Below are 20,852 nucleotides of genomic sequence, written 5' to 3' on the forward strand. Positions count from 1 at the left end.
CGTCCTTTTGCCTGTGAAGCCAGCAAATGGAGATACCCAATGGCCGACCTGACGCTGACCACCTTCGATTGGGTTCCGGAGATGCCGCGGGGATTTGTGCGCGACCTCCGGGTGCGCTGGGCATTGGAAGAGGCGCGCTTGCCGTATCGCGTTGCGAGCGTGCCATTTCGCGATCGGAGCGCCGAGCACTTCGCGCACCAGCCGTTCGGCCAAGTGCCGTGGCTGACCGACGGCGACATCTCGATCTTCGAGAGCGGCGCGATCCTGCTGCATCTCGGCGAGCGCAGCGACGCGCTGCTGCCGACCGATCCGCGCCAGCGCAACGAGGCTTTGAAATGGCTGTTCGCCGCGCTCAACTCGGTCGAGATGGCGAGCCTGCCCTGGTCGCTCCTGGTATTCTCGGGCGAGAGCGGCGGCACGTCGGCATGGACACGCTTCGACGGCTTCCTGCAATCCCGGCTCAGGCACATGGAGCCGGTGCTGACGGGCCGCAAATGGTTGGCCGGGCCGTTCTCCGTCGCCGACGTTCTCATGGCGGATGTGCTGCGCCTGGTCGACCGCTTCGACGGACTGGCGGAATATCCCGCGTGTCGCGACTACGTCGCGCGCGCCACGGCCCGGCCGGCTTTCGCAAAAGCGCATGCCGATCAGATGGCGCACTTTGCCGCCGCGGACAGAGCCGCAGCCTTCCCGACCTGATCGCGAACAGCGAAAGCAAAAACGGCGCCCGAAGGCGCCGTTTTCTTAACTTCGATTGGAGCTCGCTCAGTGCGCCGTCAGGCCGCCGGAGGCCTCGTCCGAAGCGTCGGGCTTGACGTCGACCTTGCTGGTCTCCTCTTCCCAGACGATCGGCGCCGGCACGCGGGTCAGCGCCTTGGCAACGACCTCATCCAGCCGCGAGACCGGAATGATCTCCATGCCGCCCTTGATCGCATCGGAAATCTCCGTGAGATCCTTGGCGTTGTCCTCCGGGATCAGCACCGTCTTGATGCCCCCGCGGGCGGCAGCCAGAAGCTTCTCCTTCAGACCGCCGATCGGCAGCACGCGACCACGCAGCGTGATCTCGCCGGTCATCGCGACATCGTGGCGGACCGGAATGCCGGTCATAACCGAGATGATCGCGGTGGCCATCGCCACACCGGCGGACGGACCGTCCTTCGGCGTCGCGCCCTCCGGCACGTGAACGTGGATGTCGCGGCGGTCGAACATCGGCGGTTCGATGCCGTAGACGATCGCACGCGAGCGGACGTAAGACGCCGCCGCCGAAATCGACTCCTTCATCACGTCGCGCAGATTGCCCGTGACGGTCATCTTGCCCTTGCCGGGCATCATGACGCCTTCAATGGTCAACAGCTCGCCGCCGACATCGGTCCACGCCAGACCGGTGACGATACCGACCTGATCCTCGTCGTCGATCTCGCCGAAGCGATACTTCGGAACGCCGAGGAACTCTTCGATGTTCGCCTCGGTGACCTTCACCGACTTCTTCTTGGAGATCATCAGCTCCTTCACCGCCTTGCGGGCGAGTGTGGAGAGCTCACGCTCCAGGTTACGCACGCCCGCTTCGCGGGTGTAGCGGCGGATCATCAAGAGCAAGGCCGCGTCGTCGATCGACCATTCCTTGGAGTCCAGACCGTGCTTGGAGAGCGCGCTCGGGATCAGATGCTTGCGCGCGATCTCGACCTTCTCGTTCTCCGTGTAGCCGGCGATCCGGATGATCTCCATGCGGTCCATCAGCGGGCCGGGAATATTCAGCGTATTCGCGGTCGTGATGAACATCACGTTGGACAGGTCGTAGTCGACCTCCAGATAGTGGTCGTTGAAGGTCGAGTTCTGCTCGGGGTCCAAGACCTCAAGCAGCGCCGACGACGGATCGCCGCGGAAATCGGCGCCCATCTTGTCGATCTCGTCCAGCAGGAACAGCGGGTTCGAGGTCTTCGCCTTGCGCATCGACTGGATGATCTTGCCGGGCATCGAGCCGATATAGGTGCGGCGGTGACCGCGGATCTCGGCCTCGTCACGCACGCCGCCGAGCGACACGCGCACGAACTCGCGCCCCGTCGCCTTCGCGATCGACTTGCCGAGCGAGGTCTTGCCGACGCCGGGAGGCCCGACCAGGCACAGGATCGGTCCGGTCAGCTTGTTGGCGCGCGACTGCACCGCGAGATACTCGACGATGCGGTCCTTGACCTTCTCGAGCCCGTAGTGATCGGAGTCCAGCACCGCCTGCGCGGCCTCGAGGTCCTTCTTGACCTTGGACTTCTTGCCCCACGGGATCGACAGCAGCCAATCCAGATAGTTGCGCACGACGGTCGCTTCCGCGGACATCGGCGACATCTGGCGCAGCTTCTTCAGCTCGTGCTGGGCCTTCTCGCGCGCTTCCTTGGACAGCTTGGTCTTGGAGATCTTCTCCTCCAGATCGGCCAGCTCGTCGCGACCTTCGTCGTCGCCGAGCTCCTTCTGGATCGCCTTCATCTGCTCGTTCAGGTAATACTCGCGCTGGGTCTTCTCCATCTGGCGCTTGACGCGCGAGCGGATGCGCTTCTCGACCTGCAACACCGAGATCTCGCTCTCCATCAGGCCCAGCACCTTCTCCAGGCGCTGCGTGACGGACAACGTCTCCAGGATCGCTTGCCGATCGGCAATCTTGACCGCGAGATGCGAGGCAACGGTATCGCCGAGCTTGGCGAAATCGGTGATCGCCTGAACCACGCCGACGACTTCGGCGGAGATCTTCTTGTTCAGCTTCACGTAGCTTTCGAAGTCGGACACGACCGACCGCGCCAGCGCCTCGGCTTCGACCGAGTTGGCGTCCGTGTCGGCGAGCGCGACCGCGGTCGCCTCGTAATATTCGCTGCGGTCGGAATACTTCTCGACGCGCGCGCGCTCGAGGCCCTCGACCAGCACTTTCACGGTGCCGTCGGGCAGTTTCAGGAGCTGCAGGACGCTGGCGAGCGTACCGGTCTCGTAAATTGAATCGGGTGCCGGATCGTCATCGGACGCATTCTTCTGCGTCGCGAGCATGATCAGCGCGTCGTTCTTCATCACCTCTTCGAGCGCGCGGATCGATTTCTCGCGGCCGACGAACAGCGGCACGATCATGTGCGGGAAGACGACGATGTCGCGGAGCGGCAGCACCGGATAGGAGTGGCTTTCGCCGTGGACGATCGTTGGCCGGGGTTTTGAGGTCGTCATGGCCTAATCCTTTTGTTGTGCCCCCTTGCACGCAGTCCGCTTGCTTGCGCAACCGCCACAAGGTGCCTTGGTGATCCGGAATGAGAGTGCCGTCGGCAGCCGCTTATTCCGCATCGTGAAGCGACGAATCTCAACGCATGAGATCCTTCACCGATAGCATTAGGTGGCTATCAGGCAGGGGGGTGTCAAGTCTCAGAAGTGTCGGGAAATATAGGCTAAACAGGCATTTGCTGCTACGCCGCAAGGGCGCCGCTGCTGCGCCACAGCGGCCGCCGGAGCGTCCGGCAGCCGTGCATTTTTGGCGGGTCGAGACGAGCGCCGTTTAGGCGCTCGCGCTGCTCTCGACGGCGCGGTCGGAACGATCCGCGTAGATGTAGAGCGGACGCGCCGTTCCCTCGACGACCTCGCGCGAGATGACGACTTCCTCGACGCCTTCCAGGCCCGGGAGATCGAACATGGTTTCGAGCAGGATGCTCTCCAGGATCGACCGCAGGCCGCGCGCGCCGGTCTTGCGCTCGATCGCCTTGCGGGCGACCGCGCCAAGCGCCTCGTCGGCGAAGGTCAGCTCGATGTTCTCCATCTCGAACAGCCGCTGGTACTGCTTCACCAGCGCGTTCTTCGGATCGGTCAGGATCTTCTTCAGCGAGGCCTCGTCGAGGTCCTCCAGCGTCGCAACGACGGGCAGACGGCCGACGAATTCCGGGATCAGGCCGTACTTCAGCAGGTCTTCCGGCTCGACGTGACGGAAAATCTCGCCCGTGCGGCGGTCCTCCGGCGCGAGCACCTGCGCCGCGAAGCCGATTGAGGTCGAGCGGCCGCGCGCGGAGATGATCTTCTCGAGACCCGAGAACGCACCGCCGCAGATGAACAGGATGTTGGTGGTATCCACCTGCAGGAATTCCTGCTGCGGATGCTTGCGGCCGCCCTGCGGCGGGACCGAGGCCACGGTGCCTTCCATGATCTTCAGCAGCGCCTGCTGGACGCCCTCGCCCGACACATCGCGGGTGATCGAGGGATTGTCCGACTTGCGGCTGATCTTGTCGATTTCGTCGATATAGACGATGCCGCGCTGCGCACGCTCGACGTTGTAGTCGGCGGCCTGCAGCAGCTTCAGGATGATGTTCTCGACGTCCTCGCCGACATAGCCGGCTTCGGTCAGCGTCGTCGCGTCAGCCATAGTGAAGGGCACGTCGAGGATGCGGGCCAGCGTCTGCGCGAGCAGCGTCTTGCCCGAACCGGTCGGACCGATCAGCAGGATGTTCGACTTCGCCAGCTCGACGTCGTTGTGCTTGGTCTGATGGTTGAGCCGCTTGTAATGGTTGTGGACGGCGACCGACAGCACCTTCTTGGCATGGCTCTGGCCGATCACGTAGTCGTCCAGGACCTTGCAGATTTCCTTCGGCGTCGGGATGCCGTCGCGCGACTTCACCAGCGAGGACTTGTTCTCCTCGCGAATGATGTCCATGCACAGTTCGACACACTCGTCGCAAATGAAGACAGTCGGTCCGGCAATCAGCTTGCGAACTTCATGCTGGCTCTTGCCGCAGAACGAGCAATATAGCGTGTTCTTGGCGTCGCTCGTGCCGACCTTACTCATTCATTATCTCCGTCCGCCGTTCGATCTTGTTTGCCAGATCGACCCAATCCGGCACAAAACCGGGGTCTTGGGTAGATAGAGCAAATTCCGTACCAAAAAAGACCCTACGCAATACTGACCGTGTGGATCACGGTTTATTCGAATCTCCGCGATCATAGCCGATGCATCACAGCCAACCATGCTGGCACCCGACTATCAAGAATTCGCTAATCGGATGGCCGGCTCAAGACCGTGACAATACCGTGATTTTCAACGATCGCACGTGGAATACGCGTCGAAATCCACGGAACGTTGCGGGATTACCACGTCGGTATATGAGCACGAAACCGGAACTTTCCGCCTGTGCGCATGCACCGCCCGCGGGTCCACCGCCCTGCTTTTGCCGGTTATGTGAGGCGTCAATGTGGAGATCACACCGACGCCTCGAGATGCCTGCCCAGATCAGGCCGCCTTCGCGGCGGCCGGATCGTCCGGACGCTTGTCGATGACCTTGTCGACGAGGCCGAACGCCTTGGCGTCCTCGGCGGTGAGGAACTTGTCGCGCTCGAGCGCGTCCTCGATCGCCTTGTAGGTCTGGCCGGTATGCTTCACGTAGATCTCGTTGAGGCGCTTCTTGAGATTCAGGATCTCCTGCGCGTGCAGCATGATGTCGGTGGCCTGGCCCTGGAAGCCGCCGGAGGGCTGGTGCACCATGATGCGGGAATTCGGCAGCGTGAAGCGCATGTCCTTCTCGCCGGCGGCCAGCAGCAGCGAGCCCATCGAGGCCGCCTGCCCCGTGCACAGTGTCGATACCGGCGGGCGGATGAACTGCATCGTGTCGTAGATCGCAAGGCCCGACGTCACCACGCCACCCGGCGAGTTGATGTACATCGAGATTTCCTTCTTCGGATTCTCGGCCTCGAGGAACAGCAGCTGCGCGACGATCAGCGTCGACATGCCGTCTTCCACCGGACCGGTGACGAAGATGATGCGCTCCTTCAAAAGGCGCGAGAAAATGTCGTAGGCGCGTTCGCCGCGATTGGTCTGCTCGACGACCATCGGCACGAGGTTCATGTAGGTTTCAACGGGATCGCGCATGAAAGAACCCAAGGGTTAGGGGTGATGCAGAACTTTGCTCAAGACTACTTGGCTCAAGACTACTGCCTCAAGGCTTAACCCAGATATGGGCCAATTTCCGGCCGACAAGACCGTCAACTCGCCGCACTAGCCACCTGGGCAGGTCGCAGAAGTTCAAGCTGATTCGCGTCGGTGCGCCTAGCGACGGGACCCGTCGCGAGGCGCGCTTTCGCGGTTCATCATTAACGCGAGGTGCCGGAATTAGGCGGCAGTTTTCTCGGCGTCTTCATCCTTGAACAGCTCTTCCTTGGTGACCTTCTTCTCGGTCACGTTGGCGAGCTCCAGGACGAAGTCGACGACCTTGTCCTCGTAGATCGGGGCGCGGAGCTGGGCCAGCGCCTGGGCGTTGCTGCGGTAGTAGTCCCAGACCTCCTTCTCACGGCCGGGCATCTGGCGCGCACGCTCGATCACGGCGCGCGACACCTCGTCGTCGGTCACGGTGATCTTGTTCTTCTCGCCGATCTCCGACAGCACGAGGCCGAGGCGGACGCGGCGGTCGGCGATCTTGTGGTACTCCTCCTTTGCCGCTTCCTCGGTGGTGTTCTCGTCGGCGAAAGTCTTGCCGGACGAGTCCATCTCGGCCCTGATCGAGTTCCACATCAGGTTGAACTCTTCTGCGACAAGCGACGGCGGGGCCTCGAATTTGTGGCTCTCGTCGAGCCGGTCGAGTAGCGCGCGCTTGACCTTCTGGCGGGTGGCGCCGGCGAACTCGGCCGTCAGGCGCTCGCGGGCGGCTTCCTTCAGCTTGTCGAGCGACTCCAGGCCCAGCGTCTTGGCGAACTCGTCATCGATCGTGGTCTCACCGGGCGCCTCGATCAGCGTTGCGGTGGTCTCAAACTCGGCCGGCTGGCCGGCGAGTTTCTCGTTCAGATAGTTCTTCGGGAACGAGACCTTCAGCGTGCGGGTCTCATTGGTGCCGATGCCGATCAGCTGCTCCTCGAAGCCCGGGATGAACTGGCCGGCGCCGATCACGACCTGAATGCCCTCGCCGGTGCCGCCCTCGAAGGCTTCACCGTTGATGGTGCCCTTGAAGCTGATGGTGACGCGGTCGCCCTTCTCCGCCGCCCCCTCGGCCTTGGCATTGTACGGGCGGCTGCCTTCGGCGATCCGCTTGATGGCATCGTCGACATCGGCGTCGGAGACGTCGACCACCGGCTTCTCGACCGAGAACGACTTGAAATCGGCGAGCTGGATCGGCGGCACGACCTCGATCGCGACGGTGTAGGTCAGGTCGGTCTTACCAGACAGCAATTCCTCGACCTGGTCCTTCTCGGTCGGCATCGTGATCTTCGGCTCGCCGGCGAGGCGGAAGCCGCGATCTTCGAAGATCTGCCGGTTGGTATCGCTGATGGTCTGGTCGATGGTCTCGGCCATCACCGAGCGGCCGTAGATCTTCTTCAGATGCGCCACCGGCACCTTGCCGGGACGGAAGCCGTTGAGACGGACCTTGTCCTTGAGGTCGACCAGCTTGGCGTCAGCCTTGGCATCGAGATCGGATGCCGGGACGCTGATCGTGAACTCGTGCTTCAATCCCTCGTTGAGGGTCTCGGTGACCTGCATGGTATCAATCTTCTTCCGCTTTTGCCGCGGCCCGAGCGGCCGTGGCAGTGTTCAATCTGTTCGACGATGGGCCTTGCGGCCTAACGTCTGTGGGTTCGGCGAACCCTCACCCCATCGGGGCCAAAGGTTCTCCAAGAATTCGTCATGCAAACGCTGTAAGCGCTTGGTGCGGGCGGAGGGACTCGAACCCCCACAACTTTCGTCACTGGAACCTAAATCCAGCGCGTCTACCAGTTCCGCCACGCCCGCGCGAAAAGCATCCCAGTCCGGCCGCGATGCCGCGGGCGGCCGGGCTTATAACATGCGCCCACCGGTTCGCAGCAAAAAAATGGCCGCTGTTGAGCCCGCCCTGCGACCGATCGCGACTGGACAGGTACTCTTGAAAATGGTCCGCATCGGCCGGATGGCAAGTCCTCCCGCAAGTCCCGAATTTTCACTCACCCGGCGCAACCTGATCGCCGCCCTCGGCGCCGCGGCGCTTTGCCCCGCTCTGCCGGCCACCGGCGCAGCACAGGGCCGGACCGCGGTCGCGCTCCAGGCCAAACCCGACCGCATCTCGCTTCGTCTGGGCGACGGACCGGGTGCTAGCGGACCGGGTCCTGGCGGACCGGGTCCTGGCGGACCGGGTCCTGGCGGACCGGAGACACCGGTCTGGTCACTCGGCAGCGGCGACCTCCGCTTCAAGCGCGGCGAGGTTCTCGACGTGACCTTTGGCAATGAACTGCCGGTCGCGGCCGCGCTGGATTGCCGCGGGCTCGACGGCGTCGCGGCCGCGGAGCCACTGGCCTCCCGGGCGCTACTCGCCGCCGGGGCCAAGGATAGCTTCCAGTTGCCGCTTCGGCATGCCGGCACCTTCCTGTGCGAGCCGCTATTCGGTGATGGCGGCACGGCACCGGCACGGCCGCGGCCGCTGATCGTGACCGGCACTTCGCCGGTCGCAGTCGATCGCGACGAGGTCCTGCTGATCGAGGAGTGGCGCCTGCGGCCGGACGGAAGCGCAATCCCGGCCGGCAACGATCCAAAAGATTCGACGCAAATTCATACAATTAACGGCAAAACCTCATACGACATCTCGGCACCGGCCAATGCCCGCCTCAGACTCCGCTTTATCAACGGCAGCCAACGCAGCGTGTTGGCGATCAAGCTGGAGAACCTCGACGTCCGGGTGATGGCCATCGACGGCCAGCCGGCCGAACCGTTTCCGGCCCGCAACGGTGCGCTGGTCCTCGCTCCCGGCAGCCGCACCGATGTCTTCGTCGATGCGGCCGGACCGGCCGGAACCAGCTTTCCGATCCTGCTGCACGACGGCAAGCAGGCCCGCCCGGTCGGCAGGCTGGCCGTCTCGAACGACCCGCCGGTCCGCCCGGCGCCGTTCCCGCCGGCACCGCCGCTGCCCGGCAACGACATGCCCGCCCAGCTCGATCTCAAGAGCGCCGCCAGGTTCGAGCTAACCCTCGGCACGCCGACCGATTGGTTCCACCCAGCGGACTTCAAGCCGTCAGCCGCTCCGGCCTTTCAGGCCAAAGCCGGCCGGCCGGTCGTGCTGGCGCTGACCAACCGCGGCCCGATCGCCAGCGTCTTTCATCTGCACGGCCATCACTTCCGTCTGCTCGACCGGCTCGACGACGGCTGGAAGCCGTTCTGGCTCGACACGCTCGCGATCGAGCCGGGCCAGACCCAGCGCATCGCCTTCCTCGCTGAATATCCCGGCCGCTATTTGATCGAGCAGGTCGCGACCGACTGGGCCGCGCCGCGGCTGGTCCGATGGTACAGCGTCCAATAACAAGAAGAGGAAACGTCCATGAGCCAGACAGTTGCAGCCATCCGCGGAGTTCGGGCGCGAAGCGTCGTGGTGCCGCTGAAGCGCCCTGTGAAGAACGCCTTCGGCGTGATCGATTCCGGCCCGCTGGTTCTGATCGATGTCGAGACCGATCAAGGCATTACCGGTCGCACCTACATCTTCGCCTACAGCAAGCTCACGCTTAAACCGCTTGCCTATCTGATCGAGGAGATCGGCCGCGAGCTCATCGGCAAGCCGGTCGCGCCGTTCGACCTGATGAAGGCGATGGACGCCAAGTTTCGGCTGCTCGGCTGGCAGGGCCTCGTCGGCATGGCGGTATCCGGACTCGACATGGCCTATTGGGATGTGCTCGGCCAGCTCGCCGACCGGCCGCTGGTCGAACTGCTTGGCGGCTCGGCGAAGCCGATCAAAGCCTATGACAGCTACGGCGTGGTCGATCCCGTCGCCGATGAGCGCGCGCTGCGCCGTTCGCTCGACCAGGGCTTTCGCGGCATCAAGATCAAGGGCGGCGATGGCGACGCCGCCAATGACGAGCGCGTCGTGAAGGGCGTGCGCGCCCTGCTCGGCCCCGACATCGCGTTGATGATCGACTTCAACCAGTCGCTCGATCCGGCGGAGGCGACCCGCCGCATCGCCCGCCTTGCGCCCTACGATTTGCACTGGATCGAGGAGCCGGTGCCGCAGGAGAGCCTGTCCGGCCACGCAAAAGTCCGCGAGACCTCGCCGACGCCGATCCAGGCCGGTGAGAACTGGTGGTTTCCGCGCGGCTTTGCCGAAGCGATCGCGGCCGGCGCATCCGACTTCATCATGCCCGACGTGATGAAGGTCGGCGGCGTCACCGGCTGGATGCAAGTCGCGGGACAAGCCGATGCCGCCTCGATCCCGATGTCGAGCCATCTGTTCGCGGAAGTCAGCGCGCATCTGCTCGCGGTGACGCCGACCGCGCACTGGCTCGAATTCCTCGACTTCGCCGGCTCCATCCTCACAAGGCCCGCCGAAATCGTCGACGGCGCCGTGACCGCCCGCGGTCCCGGGCTCGGGATCGAATGGAACGAGCCGGCGGTAGCGAAGTATCTCGTGACCTAGCGGCGATCCTGGCTGGTGAGCGCGCGCTTCACCTTTGCGACGCATTCATGTAGGTCGATCCGAAATCGGAGCGCCCAATGTCGACCAATAGCAAGCTGACGCTCAAATTCCGTTGCCCGACGGAGCTCGACGGACTGATACCGGCCCCCATACCGGCGGCGCAGGCGCGTTCCCGACTGGCTCAAGGCCATGCCGGCGACGGCCTTCTCTTCGATCAACCTGCACGACGAGGACACCATCAAGCGCTGCCCGCCGTTCGTGGATGCGATGACCTGCGGGTTCTTGCTGCCGCTGGTTTGCGATCTCAAGGTCGAGGACGGCGAAATCACCTGGGACCAGGATTTGCCGCCGGGAGGCACGCCGGAATTCCCACGCTCACCGATCGGCTTCCACGACCCGAGTCAGGTCACCGGTACCCCGTTGTTTGAAGAGGGCCGCTTCTTTCTCAAATTCCACAATTTGTGGACCGTCGAAGCCCCGGAAGGCTACGCGATCTACTTCACCCATCCCGTCAACCGCTTCGACCTGCCATTCACCACACTCAGCGGCCTGGTCAATTCCGACCTCTATGCCGACAATTGGGTGCACTTTCCGGCGTACTGGCACGACAGGAATTTCAGAGGCGTCCTGCCCAAGGGTACTCCGATCGCGCAATGCATTCCGGTCAAGCGAGACGACTGGACCGCGCAGGCATCGCCGTTCACCGCGGAAGACGCCAAGCGGGTCGGCGAACTCCGCACCGAGCTCAAACGGCAGCCGAACCTCTACCGGAGAAACTTCAGGGCGTAAGGCAAGGCGGAATGTCGTCCGCCGCGCTCAATCTCACTCCCCGCCGAGGAACTTCGCAGCGGCGCTCTGGGAGAAGAAGAAGCGGCCGTGAGATCCCGAGGCCATGACGAATGCCGCGCGTCCAAATAGCTGGGGCTGACCGCGCATCACCGAGCGCAGCGCTGCCTCGGCAGCATCGCGCTCACCCTGCTCGAAAAGGCAAGTGGCGAGGTGGGCGCGGGTCGAGCGATCATCCGGGTATTGCGCGAGCACGCGGCGGAACGCATCCGCGGCTGCGGCGTAGTCGCCACGAAGGATCAGGACCCGCCCGAGTTGGTTGAGAACGTCGGGGCGGCCCGGCGCAGCATCACGTGCCGCCGTCAGGACGCTTGCAGCCCGCGCGATGTCATTCGTCTCTTGCAACAGGCGCCCGAGATCGAGCTTCAGGTCGACGCTCTCGGGAGCCAGCGCCAGACCGGCCTCGACCGTGCTGATCGCCTCGTCGTGTTGACCGGCCTTGGCAAGCTGCCCGGCGAGTTCCTGAAAGGACGGAAAATATGGCGGGCGGCGTGCCGCCGTGCGCCGAAGCTGCGCGATGCCGTCGGTGACACGGCCCGCGCCACACAGCAGCGCGCCGAGCAAAGTCTCGACCTCTCCATCGTCGCCGCGGCGCGCAACGCGCTCGAGCGCTGCGATCGCCTCGCCTCCCCGGTTCTGCCCCATCAGGGCATGCGCCAGAAGAAGCGCGGCGTGTCTGTCCGTGCGGTTTGATTTCAGGATGTTCGTCGCAATCTGCTCAGCCTGAGCAAACTGCTGCGCCCGCAACGCCAAGGCGCCTTGTTGCAGTGCCTGAGCGAGGAAATTGTTCTGCCTGCCACTCACGAGCGAGATTCACGGTACCGAGGGAATACCCTGCGCGTTTAGCCCGCCTCTTTCGACGCGTCCACCAAAAGTATCGTGAGACAGACGAGGCCCGGATGTCCGCATGCGTTGATCACGCGGACATCGCGCGCTTCGTCCCGCTACTCCCCGCCGGCGGCGATCCCTCCGGGGCTTGGTTGCAGCTTGCCGCGCACCTCTGCGGATGACGCTTCGTCGTCCATCGCCTCCGGCCGCAACGCTTCCAGCGGACGCTTGCGGGTCTCGATGCCGAGCACCGCGACCGCGATCGCCTGCACCACGAGGAGCCCGGCCACCACAGAGACAACGCCGGTGACGCCGAACCTCGTGAACAGCTCGACCACGATGAACGGCGTCACGATCGACATCAGGCGACCGGCGGTGTTGCAGATGCCGGATCCGCGCATCCTGAGCTCGGTCGGGAACAGTTCGGGGATGTAGAGCCCCCAGGCCAGCGCCAGCATCACCGCCACCGTGAACACCAGGAGGAAGCCGATCACGACGAAGGCGACGGGGTTGATGAACATCGGATAGATCAGCCCCAGCCCGGCCGCCGCGAGCGACAGCACAATCAGGGACGGCTTGCGGTCGATCTTCTCGCCGATCCACATGCCCGACAGCGTGCCGAGCGGGCTGCCGAGCGTCATCAGCATGGTGTAACCGAGCGATGACGACAGGTTGATGCCCTGCTTGACAAAGAAGGTCGGGATCCAGGCGATGAAGCCGTAGACCGCAGTGTTGAGCCCGATCAGGATCAGGCAGCCGACGATGGTCCGCGCGATCAACGCGCGCGAGAACAGGCGCGTGAAGCGAACGTCCGGCTGCACCGGGGCCGGCTGATAGGCCGGGGTCGGCAGGGTCCTGCCCTTGCCGACCTCTTGCTCGATCGCCGCCAGCACCGCCTCCGCCTCGGCGCTCTTGCCCTGCGTCTCGAGCCAGCGCGGCGATTCCGGCAGCGAGCGCCGCAGGAACCAGACGATCATCGCGCCGATGCCGCACAGCGCGAACATCCAGCGCCAGCCGAGATGCGGAATGACGACCCAGCCGACCAGCGTCGCGACGAACAGCGCACCATTGGTGCAGGTCGCGAGCGCCGCGCCCCAGCGGCCGCGCTGCTGCGGCGGGATGAATTCGCTGAGCACGACATAGCCGACGACGATCTCGGCGCCGAGCCCGAGGCCCATCACGAAGCGGGCCCCGATCAGCCAGTTCATCGACGGCGCGAGCGTTGCCGCCAGCGCGCTGAGGCCGAAGATCAGGAGATTGGCCTGGTAAGCGAACTTGCGGCCGAAGCGGTCGCCGGCGACGCCCGCCAGCCAGGCGCCGATCAGCATCCCGACAAAGGTCGCCGAGATGAAGCGCGCATTCTGGGCAAGGTCCGAATAGCCGGATTGAACCAATGCGCCGAGAATGCTGCCGGCGAGGAAGATCTCGAAGCCGTCTACGAACAGTCCGGCTCCGATCAGCGCGAATATCCGGTAGTGAAATCCGGCGATCGGCAATCTATCGAGCCGGCCCCCCGCGTTAACGCCCTTGGTCACTTCAGCCTCCCTGATTTTGATTTTGTTCTGATCGTTGTCTGCGCCGATTTTTGTGCCGGGGCTATCCGGTCGAGACGCGCGCCTCCTCGTCTGCGCTTGCATGCGCGGCTTGCGGCCGCGGCAGGCCGAGATTCTCGCGCAACGTGTCACCCTGATACTCGCGCTGGAACAGGCCGCGGCGTTGCAGCTCGGGCACCACGAGGCGCACGAAGTCCTGGTAGGTGCCGGGCACATGGGTGGCGGCGACGACAAAGCCGTCGCAGCCGCCTTCGCAGAACCAGCGCTCCATCTGATCGGCGACCGCCTTGGGCGAGCCGACGAAGGTCGGCAGTTCGGCGAGTGTCCCGCGCCCGCTGAACTGCACGAAGTCCCGCGGCGTCGGATTGGGCTTGCCGCTGAGATTCACCACGCGGTCGCGGATTGCCTGCAATCCGCTGATCGAAGCCAGCTCGTCCGACGTGAACGGTTCGTCCGTCGGCTTGGCCGCGAAATCGTAGTTCAGCACCTCCGACAACAGCGTCAGCGCGTCGATCGGCTTGGCGAGCCGGCTGATCGCCGCGAACTTATCCTCGGCCTCGGCCTGGGTCTCGGCGACGACAGGATAGACCGCCGGCGCGATGCTGATGTCCCTGCCCGTCTTGGCCAGCGTTCCCTTGAGGTCGGCATATTGCTTCTTCGCAAGGTCGAGATTGGGATAGATCACGAAGATCAGTTCGCCCCAGCGCGCCGCGAAAGTCTTGCCGCGGCCGCTCTGGCCGGCCTGGATGATCACCGGATGGCCCTGCGGCGAGCGCGGCACCGTGAACGGGCCGCGCGAGCGGAAGAAATGCCCGTGATGGTCAAGCCGGTGCACCTTGGCCGGGTCGGCGAACAGCCCGCTCTCGCGGTCGAAGCTGACGGCGCCGTCCTCCCAGCTGTTCCAGTGGCCGAGCACGACCTCCATGAACTCGTCGGCGCGGTCATAGCGCAGATCGTGGCTGAGATGCTGCGAGGCACCGAAATTCGCCGCCTCGGAGTCGTTCAGCGAGGTCACCACGTTCCAGGCCGCGCGGCCGTTCAGCAGCAGGTCCATCGTTGCGAACACCCGCGCGACGTGGAACGGCTCGTAATAGGTGGTCGAATAGGTCACGCCGATGCCGAGCCGCTCGGTCGCCAAGCCCATCGTGAGCGCGACCGAGACCGGATCGAGCTTCGCCGCGCGCACGCCGTGGCGGATGGTCTCGCGGAAATCGTCGCCGAAGCGATCGGGGATTGCGAGCCGGTCATCGAAGAAGGCGAGATGAAACTTGCCGTGCTCCAGCGTGCGCCCGATCTCCTGATAATAGTCGCGCGAGAACCAGTTCGGCTTCGAGTCCGGATGGCGCCAGGAGGCGGGATAGTTCGAGCAATTCTGGGCCTGCAGGAAGCCGATCAATTTCATCTGCCTGGTCATGGCGTGGTTCCTTCGTGGCCGCGGGAGAATTGGGGCATGTCAGATCACCCCGTCGCTGCGCAGCGCGGCGAGCGCCGCCGCGGTTGCGCCGGCAAGCGAGGTCAGGACGTCGTCGGTGTGAGCGCCGAGCGCGACGCCGGCATGCTTGAACTGTGGCGGCGTGCGCGACATCTTGGGGATCGCGCTCGGCACCGCGATCGGCCCGGCGCGCGAGGGCACCTCGGCGATGTTGCCGCGGGCGCGGTATTGCGGGTCGGCGAAGATGTCACTGATGCTGTAGATCGGCCCGCAGGGCACGTCGTAGCGCTCGCATTCGGCAAGCGCCGTCTCCAGCGGCATGGAGCCGATCCAGTCGGCGACCATCCCGTTGACCTCCTCGCGCCGCGCCAAGCGGCCGGCCATGGCCGCATAGCGCGGGTCGGTCGCGAGATCCGGCCGCCGCATCGCCTGCGCCAGCCGTTCGAACATCTTGTCGCTCGAACAGGCCAGTGCCACCCATTTGCAGTCGGCGGTCTGGTAATGGCTGTGCGGCACGACATTGACCGTGTCGGCGCCGAGGCGTTCGCGGACGAAGCCGGTCTTGGCGAACACGGTCGCCATTTCATCAAGCAGCCGAAACACCGATTCATAGAGCCCGATATCGACCACCTGCCCGTGTCCGGTGGCTTCGGCATGGCGCAGCGCCAGCAGCACGCCGAGCGCACCCCATAGCCCGGAAATATAATCGGCGAGCGAGGTCGATCCCGGCATCACCGGCGCCCGCCCCGCCTCGCCGGCAAGATAGGCGAGCCCGCTGAAGCCGTGCGCGATCCGGGCAAAGCCCGGCTTGTCGCGCAGCGGGCCGTCCTGCCCATAGGCGCTGATGCGCAGCATCACGAGTTTTGGGTTGATCTCGCGCAGCGCCTCGAAGCCGAGCCCCCATTTCTCCAGCGTGCCGGGCCGGAAGTTCTCCAGCACCACGTCGGATTGGCGGACCAGCTCGCGAAACAGCGCGGCGCCACGCTCGCTGCGCAGATCGAGCGTAACCGACTTCTTGTTGCGAGCTTCGCTGAGCCAGACATAGGTGTCGCCGCAGTCGCTCGGCGTTCCGAACCGGCGCAAGGGATCGCCGACGCCTGGCTGCTCGATCTTGATCACCTCGGCGCCGAAATCGGACAGCACCGTCCCGCAGAACGGCGCCGCCACGAAGGTCGCGATGTCGAGCGCGCGAATTCCGGCAAGCGGTTGTTCATGCGACATCGCGCGCTCCTGCCCTGCCCGCCGCCTGAATTGCGTCGTGGCGGTCGATGATCGCCTGCGCGCGCTTGAGCACCGCAAGATCGATCAGCACCCCGTCCTGCCCGAAGGCGCCGTCGCCGCCAGCGCTGGCGGATTGAATCCTGGCCGTGATCTCGCGCGCCCAGCCGATCTCGCGCGCAGTCGGCGAGAACACCTCGTTGGCGGTCTCGAGCTGCGAGGGATGGATCGCCCATTTGCCCTCGAAGCCGAGCGCGGCCGCCCGCGCCGCACTGGCGCGAAAGCCTGCGGCATCGCCGAAATTGGCATAGGGGCCGTCGATCGCACGCAGGCCGTGGGCGCGGCAGGCATTGGCAATCCGGGCGAGCGCGAAGTGCCACTGGTCGTTCCAGTGCACGCGGCGCGCGCCGCCCTCGTCCGCATCGGTGAGCACGGCATAGCGCGGATCGGAGGCGCCGATAATCTCGCCGCAGGTGCGCAGGTCGATCGAGTAATCGCCGATGCCGAAGATCACAGCCTCCAACCGCTCCGACGCCTGCACGATCTCCTCGACATTGGCGAGCCCAAGCGTGGTCTCGATCAGGATCTCGATGCCCAGCGGCCTTGCGCGCGGGAACTCGCGCTCGAGCCCCGTCAGCAGCGCATCGACGAAACGGACGTCGAATGCGGTGCCGACCTTCGGCACCATGACGAGGTCGAGGCGCGGCGCGCGGCTGACGATCTCGATGATGTCGCGATGCGCCCATTCGGTGTCGAGGCCGTTGATCCGCACCGCCAGCGTCTTGTTGCCCCAGTCGATCCGGTTCAGCGCCTCGATCGCGATCTCGCGCGCCTCGGGTTTTCGCGGCCGCGCAACCGCGTCCTCCAGATCGAGGAAGATGAAATCGGCGGCGCTACTCGCGGCGCGTTCGAAGAAATGGGTTGAGGTCGCGGGAACCGCGAGTTCGGAACGCTGGACGCGGCGGGTGCGCGGCTTGGTGACGGTGAAGGACATGAAGCATCTTTTCTGCATCGCGCCGCAGGATCGTCTCCCGCGGCCAACACAATCATGCTAGATGTCCGGCACTGATCTTTCTAACGAGATTATCTTAAGTACTGTTCAGTTGTTCGGGACAATCCCCTGCAGGGCAAAACGATGTCGCAGATCAATTTCAAGCTGCTGCACATGTTCATCGCGGTCGCCGAGAACAAGAGCTTTCGCCAGGCCTCCGAGCAGCTCAACCGTTCGCAATCCGCGGTCAGCATGCAGATCAAGCTGCTGGAGGACCAGGTCGGCGCCGCCCTGTTTCATCGCACCACGCGACGCGTCGAGCTGACCGCCGAGGGACTGCAACTGCTGACACATGCGCGGCGCGCGCTCGGCGAATGGGAGAACGGGCTGCGCGAGATCCGCGAGGTCATCGACATCCAGCGCGGCACGCTGTCGCTGGCCTGCGTTCCGACCATTGCCGCGACCATCCTGCCGCAGGCGTTGCATGCCTTCCAGGCGAGCTATCCGGGCATCAACATCAATCTGCGCGAGCTTGCGGCCGAGGACATGCTGGACTGCCTGCGCCGCCGCGAGGCGGATTTCGGCATTGGACCGGAGATGGACGGCTCGACCGAGTTTCAGTTTGCGCCGCTGTTCAACGACCCGATCTATGCGCTGGCGACGAGGGCGTTTCCATTTCGCAAGCGCAGCGCGGTCGACTTGACCGAGCTGTCCGCCTACCCGATCCTGCTCAACTCAAAATCGGCGGCGCTGCGCTCGATGCTGGAGCGCGCGCTCGCCACGCGCGATCTGCAGATGAAGATCAAGTTCGAGGTCGAGCACAGCTACACGCTGGCCGCGCTGGCCGGCGCCGGCCTCGGCGTCGGCATCCTGCCGAAGGTCGCCTTGCCGCGGCCGATCAGGAAGACGATGCAGGCGCTGCCGATCGTCAATCCTGTGCTGGAGCGCACGGTCTGCATCGTCTCGCTGCGCGGACAATCGTTCTCGCCGGCCGCCGGCGCGCTGACATCCGTGATTCACAAATTTCTCAAGCCGCGGCCTTAGGCCCGCCGGGCCAACCCGCAGAACGCGCCACCAAAATAGATCAGCGGCGTCTCCCCTTCACGCAGATGCATCGCGCGGACCGCGCCGACGAAAATCGAATGTGTGTCGTGCGCATGTTCGTCGATCAGCTCGCAGTCGAGCCCGATGAGCGCACCCTTAAGGATCGGCGCGCCGGTGGCAAGCGACAGCCAGCCGTCGGCGTCGGAAAACCGATCGTCCCGCTCGATGCCGCGGCGGCCGGCGAACACATTGGCCAGTTCGGCCTGGTCGGCGTGCAGCATGTTGACGCCGAACGCGGCGGTGCGCCGGATCAGGCCATGCGCGCTCGCCGAACGGTTGACGCAGGCGATCAGCCGCGGCGGTGTGTCCGACAGCGAACAGATCGACGTCGCCGTCATGCCGGTTCTGTCGCCCGGCCCGCCCGCCGACAGGATCGTCACCGCGCCGGCGTGATGGCGCATCGCCGCGCGATAGGACGCGGGGTCGACGTCGTGGTGAAGCGCGCCGGCGGTCCGTGCGGCGGTAGAGAGCTGGCTGCTCGGTGCGATCATCTGACTGTTCCGCGCAAGTGACAAGGATGCCGATCCTATAGGTCAGTCGAACCGATCGCGGAAACGCAAATATCTAACGAGTTGTTCAGTTCAACCGATCAATGCCGATCACGCTGATGGGAGAGGTCCGGCGATCTCCAGTTCGCCTTGGGCAAAAACGTAACGTCGATTGCGGACTATGACGCTGTCATCGATCCAGTCCGCAAGCGCTGCATGGATATAAGTGGCCGGCACGTTGGCGATCCCAAAAAAGGCCGCGCAGGCGATGCTGAAGCTGATCCACCGGCGCATCTGCTGCTCGGCAGCGATGCCGTGCGGCTGGTCGAGGACAAATCAAACTGCTGCAGGCCGAATTCGACGCGTGGAAGGACGTTTCGCTTTCCACCGACGTTGCCTGAGTGGCGTCAGCCGTTCGAACAAGAAGCCAGAGCTTCAGTCCTGATCCAATCAGAACCGAAGCTGTGGCGAACTTTGCCGTCCATCAAACGGCAAACTAGATCAACTCATTGCACAAGCGCCCTGGCCTTCACCGGCTTTCAATTACCCACATTTCCAGCCGATGCGATTTCGGCGCCGAGTTCGATATCTGTGAGTCTCGAGAGGCCGCGCCAGATGACAACATTTCCAGGTGGCGGATCGCCGGCCCTGGCCAAGTAGCCACCTAGTCGTGCAAGCTTGGTAAGGTAAAATGCAAGGGTTCCAGGGCGACATCGTCGATGGCTGGCGCCGCTGATGAGTTGATCGAGCAATGCGATCTCGGTGTCCGTCAATGCGAGCTTCGGTGACGCGTCTGGGGCGATGCGATTGAGCATGGTGAGCCAGAGGACGCGCCAGCTGAGAATGCAGAAGACCGCCATTAGATTGGCGAGTCGCTCCGCGGTCCGGAGTTTTGAGTCTTCCGCCTTGCAGCCCGATTTCAGGATTTTGTGGAACACCTCGATTTTCCACCGCATGGCGTACCAGTTGATCTTCTCGATTGCCTCGGAGCGTCCGCGGACGGCTAGGTCCGTGATGAGCTTCCACTCAATCGGTTTACGGCCCTTTGGCGTACCGCGCTCGGTGGCATGGATTATAGTCAGGTCGAGGACTGGATAACGTTTCTGCTTCCCGATGGGAGGCAAGACTGCGATCCGCTTGAATTTGATTTCCAGCGCGGCCTTCGTCGTCTCGCCCTTGTCATTGCGCACGTCGATATAATGCAAGCCTTTGACGCTGGTCTCTTCCATCTCGGTTGCAATCGTATGACCGCCATCGCCCGCCAGCCGATCGACGCAGGCGCGGACAAGGAAGTGAGCGCCAAGCTCTTGCGTCAGGCAATACAGTTCGTAGATGTCGCTTTCACGGTCACCGATATGAATGCAACGCTCCGGCTGTCCGAGCCGCTCGATCGATTGCCTGAGATTGTCGAGCCAGCGAACGCTCTCCTTCTTCTCGATCGGAACGCGGGTCGGGTTGATCTTCTTCTTGAGCTGCGCTGTGCCTTTGAACTTTTTCCGTGTCCAGAACTTCACCGCCGCCAATCCCAGCGGTAGGCCCTCGACAGTCACGGCGAGACTGGAATGCATCAGCATTCCGCAGACCGTGTGATGGCGCCAACGGCCATCCTTGTCCCGGCCGCTGTTGACGCTCTTGGTCAGGCCGATAGCGCTCGTGTTCGCGCGTTGGTAGGAGAATTCCGTCGTGTCCTGAATGAGGAGAATTGGGCCTGTACAATCATCGTAACGCGCGCGCGTGGCGGCGAAGTGGCCGCTGAGGATGTCGGCTTCCTCCACGCGCTCGTTGGCGAAGAAGCGGTAGGCCGCCTTCGTGTTCGCCCAGTCCTGGCACGCGAACGGTATGCTCCCGCCCATGCCGTCACCAATTTGCTTCAACAGCTCGCCAAATCGCTGACCAAGACGGGCATCCTTGAAAGCTGTCTTGTCGATCTCGCGCTCTGTCCAGTGTTCGACGACGCTTTCATCACCATCATCCTGGCGACCATCCGGGCCGGCCGACCAACGAGACGTCGTTCCGCTCGAACACATCAAGGCACCT

General features: G+C 64.1%; 16 protein-coding genes, 1 tRNA gene and 1 pseudogene. 5 read left to right on the top strand and 13 right to left on the bottom strand.

Annotation, left to right across the window (positions count from 1 at the left end):
• The first annotated feature begins 39 nt into the window (after positions 1 to 39).
• Entirely contained in the window at positions 40 to 699 is a 660-nt protein-coding gene (locus ACVWYP_RS27565) for a glutathione S-transferase family protein (RefSeq protein WP_028340151.1), read from the top strand.
• Between the two features lie 66 nt (positions 700 to 765).
• Here the strand turns inward: ACVWYP_RS27565 and lon are convergent, their stop codons facing one another.
• The 5 genes from lon to ACVWYP_RS27590 all read right to left on the bottom strand — a co-directional run bounded on the left by lon (position 766) and on the right by ACVWYP_RS27590 (position 7,717).
• The gene (gene lon, locus ACVWYP_RS27570; protein ID WP_038385055.1) at positions 766 to 3,195 is read right to left on the bottom strand and encodes an endopeptidase La; all 2,430 of its coding nucleotides are present in this window, start codon (positions 3,193 to 3,195) and stop codon (positions 766 to 768) included.
• A 322-nt stretch (positions 3,196 to 3,517) separates the two neighbouring features.
• Positions 3,518 to 4,792: an ATP-dependent Clp protease ATP-binding subunit ClpX gene (gene clpX, locus ACVWYP_RS27575; protein WP_024583449.1), complete on the bottom strand. Its 1,275-nt coding sequence runs from the start codon at positions 4,790 to 4,792 to the stop codon at positions 3,518 to 3,520.
• Between the two features lie 441 nt (positions 4,793 to 5,233).
• A complete protein-coding gene (locus ACVWYP_RS27580; protein WP_016847729.1) occupies positions 5,234 to 5,869 on the bottom strand; it encodes an ATP-dependent Clp protease proteolytic subunit in 636 nt (211 codons plus the stop codon).
• A 240-nt stretch (positions 5,870 to 6,109) separates the two neighbouring features.
• Positions 6,110 to 7,468: a trigger factor gene (tig, locus tag ACVWYP_RS27585; protein WP_304495562.1), complete on the bottom strand. Its 1,359-nt coding sequence runs from the start codon at positions 7,466 to 7,468 to the stop codon at positions 6,110 to 6,112.
• Between the two features lie 164 nt (positions 7,469 to 7,632).
• Positions 7,633 to 7,717 (bottom strand) — tRNA-Leu (locus ACVWYP_RS27590).
• Positions 7,718 to 7,853: 136 nt separating this feature from the next.
• On the opposite strand from ACVWYP_RS27590, the gene ACVWYP_RS27595 reads away from it, so the two are divergent.
• From ACVWYP_RS27595 to ACVWYP_RS27605, 3 genes and pseudogenes are all read left to right on the top strand, one after another.
• Positions 7,854 to 9,251 carry a multicopper oxidase family protein gene (locus ACVWYP_RS27595; protein WP_304500317.1) on the top strand — a complete coding sequence of 466 codons (1,398 nt, stop codon included), beginning with the start codon at positions 7,854 to 7,856 and terminating at the stop codon, positions 9,249 to 9,251.
• Between the two features lie 18 nt (positions 9,252 to 9,269).
• Positions 9,270 to 10,355, top strand: a complete 1,086-nt coding sequence (locus ACVWYP_RS27600) for an enolase C-terminal domain-like protein (RefSeq protein WP_304495563.1) — start codon at positions 9,270 to 9,272, stop codon at positions 10,353 to 10,355.
• A 77-nt stretch (positions 10,356 to 10,432) separates the two neighbouring features.
• Positions 10,433 to 11,144, top strand: a pseudogene (locus ACVWYP_RS27605) (hypothetical protein).
• A gap of 33 nt (positions 11,145 to 11,177) precedes the next feature.
• Here the strand turns inward: ACVWYP_RS27605 and ACVWYP_RS27610 are convergent.
• From ACVWYP_RS27610 to ACVWYP_RS27630, 5 genes are all read right to left on the bottom strand, one after another.
• Positions 11,178 to 11,954, bottom strand: a complete 777-nt coding sequence (locus tag ACVWYP_RS27610; RefSeq protein WP_304495565.1) for a tetratricopeptide repeat protein — start codon at positions 11,952 to 11,954, stop codon at positions 11,178 to 11,180.
• Between the two features lie 191 nt (positions 11,955 to 12,145).
• Entirely contained in the window at positions 12,146 to 13,564 is a 1,419-nt protein-coding gene (locus tag ACVWYP_RS27615) for an MFS transporter (RefSeq protein WP_304495566.1), read from the bottom strand.
• 61 nt (positions 13,565 to 13,625) lie between these two features.
• Entirely contained in the window at positions 13,626 to 14,996 is a 1,371-nt protein-coding gene (locus tag ACVWYP_RS27620) for an LLM class flavin-dependent oxidoreductase (protein WP_304495567.1), read from the bottom strand.
• 39 nt (positions 14,997 to 15,035) lie between these two features.
• A complete protein-coding gene (locus tag ACVWYP_RS27625; RefSeq protein WP_304495568.1) occupies positions 15,036 to 16,235 on the bottom strand; it encodes a CaiB/BaiF CoA transferase family protein in 1,200 nt (399 codons plus the stop codon).
• Positions 16,225 to 17,226, bottom strand: a complete 1,002-nt coding sequence (locus ACVWYP_RS27630) for an HpcH/HpaI aldolase/citrate lyase family protein (protein WP_304495569.1) — start codon at positions 17,224 to 17,226, stop codon at positions 16,225 to 16,227. Before ACVWYP_RS27630 ends, ACVWYP_RS27625 begins: the two co-directional genes overlap by 11 nt.
• Before the next feature lie 141 nt (positions 17,227 to 17,367).
• Here ACVWYP_RS27630 and ACVWYP_RS27635 point away from each other — a divergent pair, with 141 nt between their 5' ends.
• Entirely contained in the window at positions 17,368 to 18,267 is a 900-nt protein-coding gene (locus ACVWYP_RS27635; RefSeq protein WP_304495570.1) for a LysR family transcriptional regulator, read from the top strand.
• Here ACVWYP_RS27635 and ACVWYP_RS27640 read toward each other — a convergent pair.
• The 3 genes from ACVWYP_RS27640 to ACVWYP_RS27650 all read right to left on the bottom strand — a co-directional run bounded on the left by ACVWYP_RS27640 (position 18,264) and on the right by ACVWYP_RS27650 (position 20,842).
• Positions 18,264 to 18,818 carry a flavin reductase family protein gene (locus tag ACVWYP_RS27640; RefSeq protein WP_304495571.1) on the bottom strand — a complete coding sequence of 185 codons (555 nt, stop codon included), beginning with the start codon at positions 18,816 to 18,818 and terminating at the stop codon, positions 18,264 to 18,266. The two genes, ACVWYP_RS27635 and ACVWYP_RS27640, sit on opposite strands and share 4 nt — an antisense overlap.
• 108 nt (positions 18,819 to 18,926) lie before the next feature.
• A complete protein-coding gene (locus ACVWYP_RS27645) occupies positions 18,927 to 19,109 on the bottom strand; it encodes a hypothetical protein (RefSeq protein WP_304495572.1) in 183 nt (60 codons plus the stop codon).
• Between the two features lie 245 nt (positions 19,110 to 19,354).
• Entirely contained in the window at positions 19,355 to 20,842 is a 1,488-nt protein-coding gene (locus ACVWYP_RS27650) for an IS4 family transposase (protein ID WP_080686930.1), read from the bottom strand.
• Positions 20,843 to 20,852 lie beyond the last annotated feature (10 nt).

It is taken from the genome of Bradyrhizobium sp. USDA 3262, from assembly GCF_054060035.1.

What these genes read in the sequence shown, in the direction of transcription:
- ACVWYP_RS27630 (WP_304495569.1), bottom strand. Translation starts at nt 17,226, where the DNA reads ATGTCCTTCACCGTCACCAAGCCGCGCACCCGCCGCGTCCAGCGTTCC.
- ACVWYP_RS27625 (WP_304495568.1), bottom strand. Translation starts at nt 16,235, where the DNA reads ATGTCGCATGAACAACCGCTTGCCGGAATTCGCGCGCTCGACATCGCG.
- ACVWYP_RS27645 (WP_304495572.1), bottom strand. Translation starts at nt 19,109, where the DNA reads ATGCGCCGGTGGATCAGCTTCAGCATCGCCTGCGCGGCCTTTTTTGGG.
- ACVWYP_RS27650 (WP_080686930.1), bottom strand. Translation starts at nt 20,842, where the DNA reads ATGTGTTCGAGCGGAACGACGTCTCGTTGGTCGGCCGGCCCGGATGGT.
- ACVWYP_RS27600 (WP_304495563.1), top strand. Translation starts at nt 9,270, where the DNA reads ATGAGCCAGACAGTTGCAGCCATCCGCGGAGTTCGGGCGCGAAGCGTC.
- ACVWYP_RS27640 (WP_304495571.1), bottom strand. Translation starts at nt 18,818, where the DNA reads ATGATCGCACCGAGCAGCCAGCTCTCTACCGCCGCACGGACCGCCGGC.
- tig (WP_304495562.1), bottom strand. Translation starts at nt 7,468, where the DNA reads ATGCAGGTCACCGAGACCCTCAACGAGGGATTGAAGCACGAGTTCACG.
- ACVWYP_RS27595 (WP_304500317.1), top strand. Translation starts at nt 7,854, where the DNA reads ATGGTCCGCATCGGCCGGATGGCAAGTCCTCCCGCAAGTCCCGAATTT.
- ACVWYP_RS27635 (WP_304495570.1), top strand. Translation starts at nt 17,368, where the DNA reads ATGTCGCAGATCAATTTCAAGCTGCTGCACATGTTCATCGCGGTCGCC.
- clpX (WP_024583449.1), bottom strand. Translation starts at nt 4,792, where the DNA reads ATGAGTAAGGTCGGCACGAGCGACGCCAAGAACACGCTATATTGCTCG.
- ACVWYP_RS27565 (WP_028340151.1), top strand. Translation starts at nt 40, where the DNA reads ATGGCCGACCTGACGCTGACCACCTTCGATTGGGTTCCGGAGATGCCG.
- ACVWYP_RS27620 (WP_304495567.1), bottom strand. Translation starts at nt 14,996, where the DNA reads ATGACCAGGCAGATGAAATTGATCGGCTTCCTGCAGGCCCAGAATTGC.
- ACVWYP_RS27580 (WP_016847729.1), bottom strand. Translation starts at nt 5,869, where the DNA reads ATGCGCGATCCCGTTGAAACCTACATGAACCTCGTGCCGATGGTCGTC.
- lon (WP_038385055.1), bottom strand. Translation starts at nt 3,195, where the DNA reads ATGACGACCTCAAAACCCCGGCCAACGATCGTCCACGGCGAAAGCCAC.